Genomic DNA, 15,770 nt, shown 5'->3' on the forward strand with positions numbered 1-15,770 from the left:
GCCCCGGTCTTCACCGGCGCGAGCGGACACCACCCGCACCTGGCCCTCGCCCGAACTTGGAAAGGAGAAGCCCTGATGGCGACCCTCGCCACCCAATTCGATGCCGCACTGCGCCGCATCGAGCCACAGACCGACGCGCAGAACGCCGCCGACGCACACAAGCAGGTAAGCGGGGCCTTGGAGGCCGACGACCGGTTGAGGGAGCTCGGGGTCTCTCCGGTCCTCATCGGCTCCTACGGCCGGGACGTGTCAATCAAGCGCGTCAAGGACGTCGACGTGTTCGCCCGCTTGAGGAACGCGACGGCCACGCTGCGTCCGGGCGAGATACTCGACCATGTGAAGGACGTCCTCGGTGAGGCCTTCCCCGGCCAGGTGAAGCGCCAGTACCGCTCGGTCGAAGTCAAGTTCCCGGACTACGGCCTGTCCGTGGACGTTGTCATCGCACGCCCGTGCGTGGACCACCCGGAGGACCACTGGCAGATCCCGCAGAAGATCGAGGACGACGGCCGTGCCCGCTGGGTGGAGACCAACCCGGTCAAGATGACCGAGCTCAAGACCGCGGCGAACAAGAAATTCCTTCTCTCCTCAGACAACCCCAAATCCGGCGTCTACGTGCCGGTGGTCAAGTTGATCCGGCAGATTCGGCGCACCTGGGTCGACGAGCAGCCGGGCGGCTACTACTTCGAGGTCCTCACCTACCACGCCTTCCAGGACCTCGAGCCGAACGAGAACACCGTCGCCGAGTATCTGTGCGTGGTCCTGCGAGAGATCGCGGACCGGCTGCCGGACTACGTCGAGAAGGGTCCCGACGACCCGACGCTCGACGAGCGCACCATCACGACGAAGGCTACGCGAGAGCAGATCGAGGCCGCCGCCGAACGGATCGCGGAGGCGGCCCAGCTCGCGGAAGACGCGCGCGACGAGGATGACGTCTGCGCGAGCGCCTTGAAGTGGCAAGAGCTCCTGGGAGTGACGCAGCAAACCGATGATCCGGAGGATGTCTTCGCCCTCCCCGATGCGTGCAACGCCGACGGAACGGAGAAGCAGACAGGGCGTCTCCTCAAAGGCGCCCCGGCAGTGCCGGCCGGCCGCGACCGGTACGCATGAACATGTTCTCCGGTGACGTCGACCGGTGGCGAGAGCCGTTCCCTGCACTCGGTTTCACCGACGATGGGGAACGGCTCCACGGCCCGGTGCGCTGGAGCGCCCCAGCCACGCCCGGCCAACCGGCAACCGTGTGCACGGCGCGAGTGGAGATCATGCCCGACGCGACCTTTCCATTCGCACCACCGAGGGTGCGGCTCCTGGACCCCGGCGGTCCGCTCGAGATCACCTTCCACATCAACGCTGACAACACACTTTGTCTCTGGGACGAGGACTGGTCAGTCGACGACGCCCCGTGGCTGGACCCGCGAAAACTTCTGGACCGGATCGCCGGCTGGCTGGAGAAGACCGCAGCAGGATGGCCCGGCGACGACTCTTGCGACCTGGAACGCTACCTAGACCAGGAAGACGATCGTCCCTGGATGGTGCTCTACGACGCGACGAGGCTGGCTCCTGATCGTGCTGTACAGACCAAAGGGGGCCCTGCGATCATCTGCATCACCGACAAGGCCCGGCGGACGGGGAACATCGTCAACGGCCGGCGGCGCAACCGCAAGGACCGACGGCTCGCCTGGGTAACCGACCTCGGGTCCGTCGTTCGCCCGGTACGAAGTTGGGATGACGTCGCGGCGTTCCTGGGCACCCACGCCGCAGAAGTCAGCCGCCTGATCAAGATGGGCGTGATCACCGTCGTCTTGCTCCAGTACACCCGAGGCGGTGCGAACGCCGCACTCGCCTTGCGGGCCCGTTCCGATGCTGCCGGTATTAGGATCACCGCCTGCGAAAGCGCAGACACGAGCACGAAGACCCGCACGATGCGCGCCGGCCCGGCACGTGCCGCGCTCGCCGACGTCCCCATCGCGATCGTCGGGTGCGGGGCGATCGGCTCGTACACCGCCGAGCTGCTGTTCCGGTCCGGGGCCAGGCAGCTGACTCTGGTCGACGCCGAGCTCCTGAGGCCGGGCAACGTCGTCCGGCACGTCGCTGGCCACCAGTACGTCGGATGTCCAAAACCTTATGCAGTGTGGTCCCATCTTCGCACCATCGACCCCGATGTGGCCGCGGTGCAGGTCAGGCCCGAGCGGGTGTCGACATTGGAGGACGCAACCGACGTGCTGCGCCGACACCGGATCGTGGTGGACGCAACCGCGAGTGGCCGGGCAAGCAGCTTGCTCGCAACCGCGGTCACGAACATCGACGCCGGATCGGACCACACCGTCGTGTCCGTGTGCGTCCAGCGTGACGGCGACGTCCTGCGGGTCGACCGGCTGCCCTTACGCCACGGTGAACGCCACCTGTCGCCGCTTCCCGCGGTGGAGCACATCAGTCCGCTGCGTGAACGAGGCTGCGGCAGCCCGGTTTCCCCCACGCCTCCCGGGGCCGTCGTGGCGGCCGCCGAGCTTGCCCTTCGAGTTGTGATCGACGAGGTCACCGCCGAGCGCAAATTCCCCGCGACTGTCGCCGACGTACGCAGGCCCCAAGATCAACCGCCCTTCGACGTCCTCGGCTGGGTCACTTCCGACCACCCGCAACGCGCCGCGTCATGAACGACGGAGACGAAGTGCTGCAGGTGGCGGCCGAGGTGACGTCGACGATCGCCGCGGCTGCCGCAGCTGCGCACCCTCGCGAGACCGGCGGAATTTTGCTCGGGTGGTGGCTTGAGGAGCGCGTCATCGTGCGCCACGCAGTCGAAGTGCCAGACCCCGACGCCACCCGGACGTCCTGGACCCGCGACCACGACACGGCGCAGGCCGCACTCCAGGTCGCACTCAGCGACCAGGGAAATCCCTGGCTCGGCTACGTCGGAGACTGGCACAGCCACCCCGGCGCCTGCGGGGTCAGCAGTCAGGACCTCGCCTCGATCCAGCACGCATCCGACCAGTACGACCAGCCCCTGGTCCTCCTCGTCCACCGAGCCGACGGCCTCGTCGAAGCCGTCGTCACCGAGTCCGCAAGCCACCCGCTCATCCGCGGTCTGATCCCCGGTACCTCCGGGAAGGCAACGACATGACCGCTCCCCAGCCGGCAGTCGGTGCCGGTGCTACCAATGTCGACGACGCCTTCTTCGCGAGTCCCGCTATGAGGCGGCAAGAGCAAGTCCCTCCTGCAGAAGCTGCGCAGAACGTACGAAACTTGGTTCGGGCTGAACCCGGCTACCGAGGCAGTGCACCTGTTCTTGGCTGGCGCCGGAGGGCCCGCGCTATTGCTGGACCGGCAGGCAGGCCAGCGGCGGCCGCCACCGCAGCACGCGCCGACAGAGGGCTGACATTACGACCGTTCCCTAACCGAGGACGCCAACCTTGTTCGACGTCACTCGGCAGCGTCCAGGGCGGTGGGTTCGGGCTCTTGACCAGCGGGTTCGAGTCCCTGATGGCACCCCCCAGACTCCAGGTCAGCAACAGCGCCGGCCTGGAGTTTTGTGTTTCCGGAGGTCGCCCTGTCCACTGTGGTCACTGACTAGTCGGTGGCGGACAAGGAGATTCGGGTGAGTTTGCCGTGGTTCCAGTGCAGGCCCAGCCGGTGGTTGGCCAGGTCGTAGTTGGCCGTGACCTCGCCGGTGGCGCGATTGACCCAGTTGTTGTGCGGCACGGCCCCGTTCGCCCGCACGTAGGCGTCGACCGAGCCGCGGTGGTCGTGGAGGTCGAGGCCGACGATCACGCGGTCGGCGCTCCGGCAGTGCGCGACCTCGACGGTGACCTTCTTCACCAGCCCATCGAGCACCACGAGGTAGACGCCTTCCGTGCTGGGGAGGTCGGGTTCCAGTTCGCTTCGCCGGACACTCGAGACGGGGAAGAGGGCGCGCAGTTCCGCGTAGGCCGCGGCGTCCTCGGGCACGCCCAGGGCGGCGTACATTGTCGCGATGTCGCCGGTCAGTGAGGTGCCGGGGACAGCGGGCAGGTCCGGCAGGTCGGCCGGGGGCTGTTCGGGCTTCCTGGGCGCCGGTCGCGGGTCACGGCCGCCGAAGGCGGCCACCCGGTCCCAGATCCAGTCGGCCATCGACGCGGCGACGGGCTCGTCCGGCTGCCCCGGGCGGCGCTTGACCAGCGCACCGAACGCCACGGCGACCAGATACGCGCCAGCGTCGTCGGTCATCACCTGTTCCCAGACCTCGTTCTCCGGCCAGTCCGGGTGTGCCTCCTGATCGGCTTCGATCTCGGCGTCCATGGCGAGGATCTCGGCCGCCGACATCAGGCGGAACGGCTCGGCCAGTCCCCACAGGGCACCCGTGCCGGGCTCCTGGCCGTCGTGCCAGGTCACCAGGTCCTGTGCGGCCAGGGAACCCACCTTCTCACCCTCGCCCAGCTCGGCGCCCGGTCGCAGGGTGGCGCGAAGATCGTCGGGCAGCACGTCGTCCAGTGCGGCCAGCGCGGAAGTCAGGTCGATGCCGAGCTTCTGGTCGCGGAGTTGCTGCCACGCCAGCTCGAGCGCGCCGGTGCGGCGGAGGTCATCAAGGGTGATGTCGTCGTCGCTCGCCTTCTTCAAGATCTCCTGCATCGTCCGAGCCGTGTCCACCAGGCTGTGCAACAGGTCTTCGGTCGGGTTTTCCCGCAGGAGCCGGAGACCGAGCTGCTCGGCGTCGTCGAACCGGTACTGCGCCAGGTAGGCCCAGCCGAGCAGCACACCGACCCAGGAGTTCGCCGCGTCGGCCCGGATGGCCTCCTCCGCCGCGGCCGCGAACCGCTCCGGCGGCGCGAGGCTCGCCAGCAGGTACTCCGCGCGCTTTTCGAGTGCCTTGGGCAGGTCGTCCGGCGCCGTCCGCGAGCACAGTGCCACCGCTTCGTCGAGCTGCCGCCACCCGGCCTCGTACTCGCCGGAGCGGGCCTGGATGTCGCCCAGCTCCATCCAGTCGTGCCAGTCCTCGTGGTCCTCGCCCAGCACGACGCGAGCCCACCGCAGCGCCTCGTCGTGGTTCTTCTCCGCCTGTTCCAGCAACCGCAGCGAACGAGCCGCCATGGTGAACCAGTTGTCGCGGCGACCGGCCACCTGGAGGAACAGCCGTCGCGCCTCGTCGAGCTCACCGCGCGCATGACGGTGGTTGCCGAGCGCCATCAGCGCGCTGTTCCGCTCCGGCTCGGCCGCGAGCACGCGCACCGCCAGCTCGGCCACCTTGGGATGGGTCGGCTGCGCGCCCAGGAGTTCCCACGCCAGGTCCAGGTCCCGCTCCACCGCCGCGTCCCTCATCGCATGCCCCGCTTCACCCGGTACGCCCGGAGCTGGTCGAAGGTGCCGTCGTCGACGCCGTACTCCAGCACCGGCGCCACCTGGTCGAACCAGGCCGTCGTGGAGGGGACGATCCCGCCGACCGCGGCCAGCATCGCGTCGGTGGTCACCGGTACCAGCTCACCCTTGCTCATGGACTCGACCATCGCCTGCTGGAGCACGGTGGTCGTCAGGTGCGCGAGGTCGGCGCCGGAGAAGCCCTCGGTCGCCGCCGCGACGGCCACCACATCGACCTCGCCGGCGGGCTTGCCGGCCAGCGCGCCCTGCACGATCGCCGCCCTGGCGACCGCGTCCGGCGGCAGCACCAGCACCGTCTTGTCGATCCGGCCCGGACGGCGCAGCGCGGAGTCGATGTCCCACGGCCGGTTCGTCGCGGCCAGGAAGTAGACGCCCTCGTTCGCGCCGGCCACGCCGTCGAGTTCCTCCAGCAGCTGGGTGACGAGCATCCGCATCGACTGCGAGCCGCCGCCACCGGAGGTCCGCCGTCCGCCGAGCGCGTCGAACTCGTCGAAGAAGATCACGCACGGCGCGGCCGCGCGGGCGTGGCGGAACACGCTCTGGATCGCCTTTTCGCTCTCCCCCAGCCACTTGCTGAGCAGGTCGGCGAGGGTCACGTGGAGGAAGGACGCGCCGAGATCACCCGCGATCGCCCTGGCGATGAACGTCTTGCCGCATCCGGGAGGGCCGTACATCAGCAGTGATCCACCCGGTTTCTGCCCGAACGCGGCCGCCAGCTCGGGATGACGCAGCGGAGCCAGGAACGTGGTGTCGAGGTGCCGCTTGACCTCGGCGAGCCCCGCGACATCGTCCAGGGTCACCGCCGGGCGCTCGGTGTCCCACAGCGACGCCGACACCGCGGCGCCGCTGTCCTGACGGTCCTCGTCGACCGGGCGCGCCGCGGTTTCGGCGGGCGGCGGCGGGTTCGAGGCACGCAGCCGCGCCGCCATCAGCCGGGCACGCAGCAGGCGGATCCGCGCCGGATCACCGCCGAAGGCCTCGAACGCGTCCAGTTCGGCGGCGGCGCGGTCCGGGTCCTGCGACAGCAGCAGCGTGACGAAGTCCTCACGCAGCGCCAGATTCCCGGGGTCGGCCTCCACTTCGCGCGCGATCACCTCGACGAAGCCGTCATCTGGATTGCCACCCTGCACCGCCCGACCCCTTTCCGTGTTCCGGACCAGAGCCAAGCATGCCGTCGATCACGGCGAGCCCGCAGGGGTTTCACCCAAGATCCTGTCCACTGTGGCCGGGCGGTGGCCGGTGCGGGAGCTCAGCTGGTCCAGACGACCGGGCCGTCCTGGTAGGTGTCGCCCTCGTCGAATTCGGCGGCGGTGACGGGCTTGTCCTTGGACGCGCTGAGTGAGCAGGTCTCGTACGAGGCGCCCGTTGTGGTGAACTTGGCGGGCGCGGTCTCGTTGTCGCACTTGCCGGGGATGTCGCCGATCAGCACGACCCCCGTGCCGCTGCCGCCTTCCAGGACACCGTTCAACTTCAGCGAAGCGTGCGCCAGGTCGGTCCCGCCGACGTTCTCCACCTTCATCTTGATGAAGTACGGCGTCATGCCCTTCGCCTTCTCGCCGAAGGCGGCCATGTCGGACTCGCTGCCCTTCTCGATCGCGGTGACGGTGATCGCGATGGTGCCCTTCTTCTGCTTGGTGTACTCGAACGGCAGCACCGCCCGCTCCCCCAGCTTGAGTTTCGTTCCGGGGGCGGTGATATCGCCCTCGACCGGGGCGGCCTCCGCGTTGTCCGACGCGGGTGCGGACGCGGCCGGGGTCGACGGGGCCGGCGGGGCCGGTGCCGCCGGCGGCTTCTGCTCGCTGCCGCAGGCCGACAGCCCGAGCCCGATGGTGGCCAGAGCTGCCGCGAACACGATGCGTCCCTTGTGCACTACTACCTCACTGCGTAACCAGAGCCGCCCGCGAAGGCGGCTTCGAACGTTCGACGCCGCGCACACTGGCAGAGCCCGGAATACGGGCGGCACACGCCGGGAATACGTGCCTCAGCCGATCTTCGCGGCCGCGGCGGCGGCCTCCGCCGCGAGGTGGTCCACGTCTTCGCCCACCGCGGCCCGCAGCCGCGCGAGCCTTTCCAGCACCCCGGCCAGCAGGTACGGGTAGTCGATGCCGCGGGCCACCTCGACCGCGTGCTCCGCCTGGCCGATCACGGCGGGCAACTCGTCGCGGTCGTACAGGCGAAGATCGAGCAGTTCGACGTTGGCCCGGGTCTCGAACATGGGATCGTGCAACGCCCGCGCGACCTCCACGGCTTCGGTGAGACAGCGCCGCGCGTCGGCGTGGTCCCCTCGCGCCAAGTGGAGACAACCCCAGGCGTGGGCCGTGTAGAACCCGCCCGACGGCCCGATGTCCCCGGCGATCTCGGCCAGTTCGGTGAAGGCCTCCGCCGCTTCCGCGTGCCTGCCGAGCGCCACCTGCGCCTGGCCCAGCCAGTAGGTGTCCCGCGCGAGCAACGCCCGGATCCCCTGCTTCCGCGCCCCGGCGACGATCTCCGCGAGCACCTCGACCGCTTCCTCCGGCCGACCGGCCTGCAGGTGGGCGAGGCCGACCTGCGAGTACGCGTGCAGTGCCGCCGCGACCTGCCCGCCGCCGTCGAGCCGTTCGTAGGCCTCGCGGCCCGCGGCGATCGCCTCGGTCAGCCGTCCGTTGGGCACCAGGAAGAACGGCGCGTTGCTCAGCGCCTCCAGATAACCCCGCCGGTCCCCGATCCGCTCGAACAGGCGCATGGCCTCGGTGTTCGCCTCTTCCGCAGGACCGTAGCGGCGCCGGGTGTACCGCAGCCCGGCCATCGAGATGAGCAGCCTGGCCCGGCCGCGCACGTTCCCCGCGACCTCGGCCAGCGCCATCGCCGTGTCGTAGCACTCCTGCCAGTCGTCGAAGTACCGTTCCGTTTCGAACAACGCGTGCCCGCCGACGGCCAGCTCCCAGCACAGTTCGTCCCGGCCGAGTTCCGCGGCCTGCCGCACGCCCGCCACCAGCGGGACGCGCTCCGCGTCCAGCACGGTCATCGGCGGCACGGACGGCGGCAGGCTCGCCGCCACCCGCTCCGGCCGCCACCGGGCCGCGTCCTGCTGGAACAGGTTCTGTCCCATGTGGTCGCGGTCGGCGATGTCGGTCAGTGCCAGCAGGGCGCCGAGCACGCGGACGACGGCCTCCTGCCGCGCCTCCGGCGGTTCCTCCGCCTCCGCGCGTTCCCTCGCGTACGCGCGGATCAGGTCGTGGAAGCCGTAGCGCGCCTGGCCGTTCGGCGAGCCGGTGACGTCGAGCAGGTGGACGTCGACCAGTTCGTCGAGCAGTTCCTGGGCCGCGCGCAGTTCGGTGTCGAGCGCGGCGGCGGCCGCCCAGAGCGGGAAGTCGGGTGCCTCCAGCAAGCCGAGCAGCCGGAACAACCGCCGCGCCTCCGGCCGGAGTCCCTGGTAGCTCAGCCCGAAACTGGCCCGGACCTCAAGATCGCGGTATCGCAGCGCGTCCAGCCGGTGCTGCTCGTCCGCCAGCCGGGAAACGAGGTCCGCGAGCCGCCAGTGCGGCCGGGACACCAGCAGCGAACCGGCGATCCGCAAGGCCAGCGGCAATCGCGCGCACAACCGGACCAGCTCGGCCAGTTCCCCGGTGGTCGCCGAAGTCAGCCTGTCGTCCGTGCTGGTGCGCAACATCGCCACACTGTCCACTTCGGACATCTCGCGCAGCTCGACCCGGTGCGCGCCACCAAGACCGCCCAGCCGCACGCGGCCGGTGACGAGCACTCCGCAGGTCCCGCTGGCCGGCATCAGCGGCGCCAGCTGTTCCTCGTCGAGCGCGTCGTCGAGCACCACCAGGATCCGGCGTTCCGCGAGCAGGCCCCGGTAGCGCGCCGTGCGTTCCTCCGTGTCGTCGGGCACCGCGGTGGCGGGCACGCCCAGCGCCCGCAGGAAGCGGCCGAGCACGGTGGCCGGATCGGCGGGCTGGGCGCGTGTCCCGGCCAGTGCCGCGAACAGCTGCCCGTCGGGATAGGTGGACCGGAGGCGGTGCGCGGCCTGCACCACGAGCGCGGTTTTGCCGATGCCGCCGGGACCCGAGATCGTCACCACCGGGGCGGGCTCGTCGGCGGCCCGTTCCTCGCGCAGCACCGACTCGATCGCCGCCAGTTCCGCGCGCTGCCCGGTGAAGTCGCCGAGCGCCGGCGGCAGCATCCGGGCGCCGTTGCGCGGTTCCGGTGCTACTTCGTCGTGGTCGCTGAGAATGGTCTGGTGCAGTTCGCGCAGCTGCTGTCCCGGCTCCAGCCCGGTTTCCTCGGCGAGCACCCCGCGCACCTGGAGATAGGCCTGCAACGCGTCCGCCCGGCGGCCACCGCGGTACAGCGCGAGCATGAGCTGGGCCCACATCCGCTCGCGCAACGGGTGTTCCATGGTCAACGCGGTCAGCTCGCCGAGCACCTCGCCGTGCCGCCCGAGCCGCAGGTCGACGTCGATGCGTTCTTCGAGCACACCCAGCCGTGATTCGTCCAGCCGGACGGCCTCCGCGGTCAACGCGGGCAGATCGGCCATCCCGGCGAACGCGGGCCCCCGCCAGAGCCCCAGCGCCTCGTCGAACAGGCGGCGCGCCCGCTCCAGCTCACCGGCCACCAGCGCCGCCCTGGCCCGGCCCGCCAGCGCCTCGAACCGCGTCGCGTCCAGCTCGTCGCGGTCGGCACGCAGCTGGTAACCGGCGCCCGCCCTGGTGATCCGGCCCGGCTCACCCAGCACCTGGCGGAGCCGGTGGACGTAGGTCTGCACGTTCTTGGCGGCGCTCTTCGGCTGGTCGCCGCCCCAGAGCGCCTCCGCCAGCGCGTCGTCGGAAACCGGCCTGCCCAGGCGGCTCAGCAGGACCGCCAGCAGCAGCCGTCCCTTCGGTGTGCCGAGGTCCAGCGAAACGCCCGCTCGCCGCACGGTCAGCGGGCCCAGCACTCCGAAGTCCACAACCGCCTCCCGCCTTCGGCGGCCACTGTATCGCTGTGGGAAAATCCGCCACGTCCACAGTGGAGGTGCTGATGCTCCCGACGCACACCGCCGCCGAAGCGGCCGGTGCCGAGGTCGCGGTGCTCCCGGTCGGCAGCCACGAGCAGCACGGCACGCACCTGCCGCTGGCCACCGACACGGTGATCGCGTGCACCATCGCCGAGGCGGTCGCCGCGGCGCATTCGGTGCTGCGCCTGCCCCCGGTCACCATTTCCTGCTCGCACGAGCACGCCGCCTGGCCGGGCACGGTCAGCATCTCGGCCACCACGCTCGCCGCCATCGTCACCGACGTGGCGGCTTCGCTGCGGGCGAGCGGGATCGAGAAGCTGGTGCTGGTCAACGGCCACGGCGGCAACTACGTGCTGGGCAACGTCGTGCAGCAGTCGAGCGGAATGGCGTTGTTCCCGAGCATGGAGTGCTGGGACGACGTACGCGTCGCGGCCGGGCTGGAAACCACGGCGTACAGCGATATGCACGCGGGTGAGCTGGAAACGTCGATCCTGCTGCACGCCCATCCCGACCTGGTGCGGCCCGGCTGGGAAACCGCCGACGAACTCGCCGAGGACCGCCGCGACCTGCTCACCCTCGGGCTGTCCGCCTACACCAGGAGCGGCGTGGTGGGCAGGCCGTCACTGGCCACCGCGGCCAAGGGACGCGCCGTGCTCGACCGGCTCGCCGAGGCGTTCGGGGACTGCCTGCGCGCGCTTCGCTGACCGGCCGAGCACCAGCACCCCGGCGCCCGGAAGGCTCGCCACCGCGCTCAGCAGGCCGTACACCACCGCCACGGTCAGCCCCTGCGCGGCGCCGAGACCGGCCGCGCCGAAGGAAAGCGCGGTGACCCCCTCCCGCGGTCCCCAGCCGCCGACGTTGATCGGCAGGCCCATCGCCAGCAACGCCAGCAGGAAGATCGGCAGCAGCTCGGTGATCGGCGCCTCGGTGCCCGCCACCCGCGTGGCCACCAGGAACAAGGTCAGGTGACCGGCCAGCGCGACCGCCGACAGCGTCACCACGCCCGGCCAGGTCCGCGCCGACAGCAGCCCGGTGCGCACGTCGGCGACGGTGGCCGCGACTCCGCGCTGCCACTTCGACCCGCTGTCCGCCCAGCGCCGGGCCACCACGGGCGCGACGGCGAGCAGGCCGAGCGCCACCGGCACCAGCCCGATGCCGAGCGCGGTGATGAACTCGCGGGCCTGCGCCGGGACGAGCGCCGGTTGCGTGGTCAGCACGGCGATCCCGGCGGCGATGAGCACCACTTGGCCGCCCGTGCGTTCGAGCACCACGGCCCGTACGCCCCGGCCGAGGTTGCCTTCGTCCCGGCCGTGCCGGACCGCGCGATGCACGTCGCCGAGCACGCCGCCGGGCAGGGCCACGTTGAGGAACAACGCGCGGTAGTACGCCGAGACGGCTTCACCCAGCGGGAGCCGCAGCCCCAGGCGGCGGGCGATCAGCACCCAGCGGGCCGCGCTGAACACCGTGGTGAGCAGGCCGATGCCGAGCGCGGCCAGCACCGCGGGCAGGTTCACCGCGCGCAGCCCGTCGAGCAGGGCGCCGGTGCCCAGCTGCCAGACCAGGAAGCCGAGGAGGGCGGCACCGGCCAGCAGGCGGGCCCACGTCCACAGCAGGCGCCTGCCCGCATCGGACAGCCCGGGGGTGAGCACGGCCGCGGTCATCGAGATCCCTCCTCCTGCCGCGGCTGGGGTTACCCCGGCAACCAGGAGCACGAATCGTCGGGCCGGGCGGTTCAATCGAGTTCGGCCTGCCGCAGCAAGGCCAGCAGTTCCGTGAGCAGGGCGGGCCCGGCGGCGATGGTCGCGGCCGAGTCGACGGTGTGGTCGCTGCCGTCGCTGTCGAGCACCAGTCCACCGGCCTCGCGCACCAGCAGCACGCCCGCGGCGGTGTCCCACGGCAGGTTCGACAGGATCACCGTGCCCGCGAGCTTGCCTTCGGCCACCCAGGCCAGGTCGATCGCCGCGCTGCCCAGCATCCGGATCCGGTGCGCCCGCGCGCCCAGCCTGGCCAGCAGGCCCAGCCGCACGCGGTTCTTCGCCTCGGCACCCTCGCCCGTCGCGAAGTCGCCCACCGAGAGCACCGCGTCGCCCAGTTCGGCCACGCCCGCGACCCGGATCGGCTGGTCACCGGCGAACGCGCCACCGCCTTCGACGGCGGTGTACCGGGCGCCGAGGAACGGCAGGTCGATCGCGCCCAGCACCCCGCGGTCGCCGTCGACCAGGCCGAGCGCCACCCCGCACAACGGGATGCCGTGCGCCAGGTTCGAGGTGCCGTCCACCGGGTCCAGCACCCACCAGCGGTCCTTCGGGCCGGTGTGGCCGCGTTCCTCACCGAGGAAGCCGATTTCCGGGGTTTCCGCGCCCAGGAACTCCCGCAGCGCGTCCTCCACCGCGAGGTCGACGTCGGTGACCAGGTCGCGGTCGCCCTTGAGCGTCACGGTGTCCGGAATGCGGGAACCGAAGATGCGCGTGGCACGGGTGAGCGCTTCGGTGGCCACCGGCAGCAGCGAGGCGTGGTCCGTCATTTCCCGGCCGATCCGCCGACCACGGAATCGAGGTGCGGCAGATCGTGGCCGAGCCGGTCCCGTTTTGCGGTGAGATAGCGGATATTGTGGTCGGTCGGCTGGATCAGCAGCGGTACGCGCGCGGAAATTCCGATTCCGTACGATTCCAGCGCGGTCATCTTGTCGGCATTGTTCGACATCAGCTCGACCGAGCGAACGCCGAGATATTTGAGCACGCGCGCGGCCGGTCCGAAATCGCGGGCGTCCACCGGCAGGCCGAGCGAGGTCGCCGAATCCACCGTGTCCAGCCCCTGCTCGTCCTGCAGCACGTGGGTGCGCACCTTGGCCACCAGCCCGATCCCTCGCCCCTCGTGTCCGCGCAGGTAGACCAGCACCCCGCGGCCGCGCTGCACGATCCGGTCCAGTGCCGCGCCGAGCTGGTCACCGCATTCGCAACGTCTTGCCGAGAAAATGTCCCCGGTGACGCATTCGGAATGCACGCGGACCAGTACGTCCCGTTGTTGCCACAGCTCACCGAGCACCAGGGCGATATGCTCGTTGCCGTCGGCGGAGTCGCGGAATGCCACCGTGCGGAATTTCCCGCGACTGGTCATCAGGTCGGCTTCGGCGATGTCGGTGAACTCGACGGTTTGATCGCGCATCGAACAACTCCTCGTCATCGCTGAAGCCCGGGCCCCACGCTAACCAAGATCGGTGGTCGCGTCCACGTGTTCGATCACCCTGGCGGCAGGGCGAGCAGGTCGCGGTGGCGCACCACCACGCGCAACTCACCCGCGGCGGCGGCCGCGAGCCGCTCGCACAGGTACCGCCGCGCCGCCTCGGCGAGCCGGGGTTCCCGCTCCACCGCGGCGGCGACCCAGCCGGTGAGCCATTCGGCGGTCAGCGCGGCCTGCTCGCCGTCCAGCCGCCAGTCGCTCGCCGCCACCTCGACCGTCGCACCGTGCGCGCCGAACGCCTCCGCCGCGACCGCCACGCTGTCCGGCCCGAGCAGCCGCCGCCCCTGGACCACCCGCCGCTGGTGCGCGTTGAACGCGGCGGTCAGCTCGGCGTCCAGCGGATCGGCCGGATCGAGGTCCACCTCGCCCACCACGGACAAGGTCAGCAGCGCCGGAAGGCCCGAGCAGGCCGTGGCCAGCGCGGAGACCTCCTCGGCGGTGAGCAGGTCGAGCAGCGCCGACGCGGTGACCAGCGAGGTCCCGGCGAGGTCGGCGGCGCACAGGCTGGTCACATCACCGTGCACGGTGGACACCACGCCCGGGCAGCGTTCGGCGGCGACCGCCAGCAGCGCGGGGTCGCGGTCGTGCAGCGTCCAGTGCTGCGGCCCCGGCAAGCGCGGGGCGAGCCAGCGGACCATCGAGCCGGTGCCGCTGCCCAGGTCGCGGATGTGCAGTGGGGTGCGCAAGCGCTTGCGCAACGGCTCCAGCAGCTCCTCCGCGCGGGCGGCCGCGTCGGCCGGTTCGCGCAGCGCCAGCCATTCCGACGAGAACTCGCTCATACGCGCTCCAAAACCCCGGCGAGCTGCCTCGCGGTGTGGTCCCACAGGGCCAACATGCTTCTGCGGGCAAAAGCCGCTTCGCGCAGATGTTCGCGCAGGTCAGCGTCGGTGAGCCAGGCGCGGAGAGCCTTCGCGAGCGCGTCCGGTTCGGGTGGCGCGAGCAGGCCGGGCACGGTGCCGTCCGGCGCTCTGCCGAGCGTGTCGGGCAGCGCGTCCACGTCGGTCGTGAGCACGGGAATGCCGCGGGCGAGCGCTTCGGTGACCACCATGCCGAACGTCTCCGCGCGGGAGGTGAGCACCACCAGGTCCGCCCGATCGAACTCGGCGTCCAGATCCGCCCCCGATCGCGGGCCGGGGAGTTCGATCCGTTCACCGAGACCGCTCGCGGCGGCCAATTCCGCCACCTCGGTGACGTAGGCGGGATTGCGGTCCAGCGTGCCGACGCAACGGCAGTGCCAGTCCAGGCCGTCGAGTTCCGCCAGCGCCCTGAACAGCAGGTCCTGTCCCTTGCGCGGGGTCACCGCGGCCGGGCAGAGCAACTGCCGCACACCGTCGGTGCCCGAAGCGACCGGGGCGGGATCGGTGCCCGGCGGCACCGCGTGGACGTGGCCGAGCCCGTGGTGCGCGGCCAGCTGCCCGGCCGCCCATTCGCTGGTCGCCACCACCGCGCCGACCTCGTGCAGCGTGGTGCGTTCAAGCCGGTCCAGCGCGGGGCGCTCGACGACCAGCGGCAGGTGCACCAGCACCACCAGCCGCAACCGGCCGGCGTGCGCGGTGACGATCTCCGGCACGCCTGCCGCGACCAGGCCGTCAAGCAGCACCAGCGCACCCGCGGGCAGGCCGGTGAGCAGCGCGGCCAGCCGGTCGCACGCGACGTCGTCCGGCTCCGGCCAGCTCCCGTCGATCGCGGTTTCCCGCACCTGCCAGCCCAGCGCGCGCAGGCCGTCGCACACGCGGCGGTCGTAGGTGTTGCCGCCGCTCGGCACCCGCGGATCGGCCACGTCGCCCGGCAGCACAACGTGCAGCACGCTCACAGCGAACGCTCGTAGCTCGCCCAGGCCACATGGGATTCGTGCAGGGTGACGGTGATCCCGGCGAGCCCGCGCGCGCCCTCGCCCAGCTCACCCGCGTGCACCTTGTCCGCGAGACGGTCGGCGATCACCTTCGCCAGGAACTCGGTGGAGGTGTTGGTCCCGGCGAACTCCGGCACGTCGTCAAGATTGCGGTAGTTGAGCTCACCGAGCACGGCGGACAGCTGCTCGGTGGCCAGTCCGATGTCCACGACGATGTTGTCGGAGTCCAGTTCGGACCGCCGGAAGGTCGCGTCCACCACGAAGGTGGCGCCGTGCAGCTGCTGTGCCGGGCCGAAGACCTCACCCCGGAAGCTGTGGGCGACCATGATGTGACCGCGGACGTTCACACTGAACAAG

Annotated in this window: 14 protein-coding genes; 4 read left to right on the forward strand and 10 right to left on the reverse strand. The window is 71.0% G+C overall.

Annotation, left to right across the window (positions count from 1 at the left end; all coding sequences use genetic code 11):
- Nucleotides 1-75: 75 nt before the first annotated feature.
- From A4R43_RS20900 to A4R43_RS20910, 3 genes are read left to right on the forward strand one after another with little or no spacing between them, the layout of a single operon-like run.
- The gene (locus A4R43_RS20900) at nucleotides 76-1,107 is read left to right on the forward strand and encodes a nucleotidyltransferase domain-containing protein (protein ID WP_113693877.1); all 1,032 of its coding nucleotides are present in this window, start codon (nucleotides 76-78) and stop codon (nucleotides 1,105-1,107) included.
- Nucleotides 1,104-2,651, forward strand: coding sequence for a ThiF family adenylyltransferase (locus tag A4R43_RS20905; protein ID WP_113693878.1), 1,548 nt, complete (start codon nucleotides 1,104-1,106; stop codon nucleotides 2,649-2,651). Before A4R43_RS20900 ends, A4R43_RS20905 begins: the two co-directional genes overlap by 4 nt.
- Nucleotides 2,648-3,115 carry a Mov34/MPN/PAD-1 family protein gene (locus A4R43_RS20910; RefSeq protein ID WP_113693879.1) on the forward strand — a complete coding sequence of 156 codons (468 nt, stop codon included), beginning with the start codon at nucleotides 2,648-2,650 and terminating at the stop codon, nucleotides 3,113-3,115. The genes A4R43_RS20905 and A4R43_RS20910 overlap by 4 nt, the downstream gene beginning before the upstream one ends.
- 446 nt (nucleotides 3,116-3,561) lie before the next feature.
- Here A4R43_RS20910 and A4R43_RS20915 read toward each other — a convergent pair whose 3' ends face one another.
- The 4 genes from A4R43_RS20915 to A4R43_RS20930 all read right to left on the reverse strand — a co-directional run bounded on the left by A4R43_RS20915 (nucleotide 3,562) and on the right by A4R43_RS20930 (nucleotide 10,273).
- Nucleotides 3,562-5,286, reverse strand: a complete 1,725-nt coding sequence (locus A4R43_RS20915) for a tetratricopeptide repeat protein (protein WP_162788528.1) — start codon at nucleotides 5,284-5,286, stop codon at nucleotides 3,562-3,564.
- Nucleotides 5,283-6,473 (reverse strand): ATP-binding protein, encoded by a 1,191-nt coding sequence (locus tag A4R43_RS20920; protein ID WP_113693881.1) that lies wholly within the window; start codon nucleotides 6,471-6,473, stop codon nucleotides 5,283-5,285. Before A4R43_RS20920 ends, A4R43_RS20915 begins: the two co-directional genes overlap by 4 nt.
- Nucleotides 6,474-6,592: 119 nt before the next feature.
- Nucleotides 6,593-7,195, reverse strand: a complete 603-nt coding sequence (locus tag A4R43_RS20925) for a hypothetical protein (protein WP_236809160.1) — start codon at nucleotides 7,193-7,195, stop codon at nucleotides 6,593-6,595.
- A 129-nt stretch (nucleotides 7,196-7,324) separates the two neighbouring features.
- On the reverse strand, nucleotides 7,325-10,273 hold the full coding sequence (locus tag A4R43_RS20930) for an AfsR/SARP family transcriptional regulator (RefSeq protein WP_113693883.1): 2,949 nt from the start codon (nucleotides 10,271-10,273) through the stop codon (nucleotides 7,325-7,327).
- 71 nt (nucleotides 10,274-10,344) lie between these two features.
- Here A4R43_RS20930 and A4R43_RS20935 point away from each other — a divergent pair, with 71 nt between their 5' ends.
- Nucleotides 10,345-11,025, forward strand: a complete 681-nt coding sequence (locus A4R43_RS20935; RefSeq protein ID WP_113697771.1) for a creatininase family protein — start codon at nucleotides 10,345-10,347, stop codon at nucleotides 11,023-11,025.
- On the opposite strand, the gene A4R43_RS20940 is transcribed toward A4R43_RS20935, so the two are convergent.
- The 6 genes from A4R43_RS20940 to A4R43_RS20965 all read right to left on the reverse strand — a co-directional run bounded on the left by A4R43_RS20940 (nucleotide 10,942) and on the right by A4R43_RS20965 (nucleotide 15,769).
- Nucleotides 10,942-11,982, reverse strand: coding sequence for a lysylphosphatidylglycerol synthase transmembrane domain-containing protein (locus A4R43_RS20940; RefSeq protein WP_113693884.1), 1,041 nt, complete (start codon nucleotides 11,980-11,982; stop codon nucleotides 10,942-10,944). The genes A4R43_RS20935 and A4R43_RS20940 overlap by 84 nt on opposite strands.
- Before the next feature lie 71 nt (nucleotides 11,983-12,053).
- Nucleotides 12,054-12,845 (reverse strand): inositol monophosphatase family protein, encoded by a 792-nt coding sequence (locus A4R43_RS20945; RefSeq protein ID WP_113693885.1) that lies wholly within the window; start codon nucleotides 12,843-12,845, stop codon nucleotides 12,054-12,056.
- Nucleotides 12,842-13,486, reverse strand: coding sequence for a GTP cyclohydrolase II (locus A4R43_RS20950; protein WP_113693886.1), 645 nt, complete (start codon nucleotides 13,484-13,486; stop codon nucleotides 12,842-12,844). Before A4R43_RS20950 ends, A4R43_RS20945 begins: the two co-directional genes overlap by 4 nt.
- A 74-nt stretch (nucleotides 13,487-13,560) precedes the next feature.
- Entirely contained in the window at nucleotides 13,561-14,340 is a 780-nt protein-coding gene (locus A4R43_RS20955; protein ID WP_113693887.1) for a methyltransferase domain-containing protein, read from the reverse strand.
- Nucleotides 14,337-15,374 carry a glycosyltransferase family 4 protein gene (locus A4R43_RS20960; protein ID WP_113693888.1) on the reverse strand — a complete coding sequence of 346 codons (1,038 nt, stop codon included), beginning with the start codon at nucleotides 15,372-15,374 and terminating at the stop codon, nucleotides 14,337-14,339. The genes A4R43_RS20955 and A4R43_RS20960 overlap by 4 nt, the downstream gene beginning before the upstream one ends.
- Nucleotides 15,371-15,769, reverse strand: coding sequence for a 6-pyruvoyl trahydropterin synthase family protein (locus A4R43_RS20965; RefSeq protein ID WP_113693889.1), 399 nt, complete (start codon nucleotides 15,767-15,769; stop codon nucleotides 15,371-15,373). The genes A4R43_RS20960 and A4R43_RS20965 overlap by 4 nt, the downstream gene beginning before the upstream one ends.
- Nucleotide 15,770: the final 1 nt, after the last annotated feature.

This window comes from Amycolatopsis albispora, from assembly GCF_003312875.1.
GTDB classification, from domain to species: Bacteria; Actinomycetota; Actinomycetes; order Mycobacteriales; family Pseudonocardiaceae; genus Amycolatopsis; species Amycolatopsis albispora.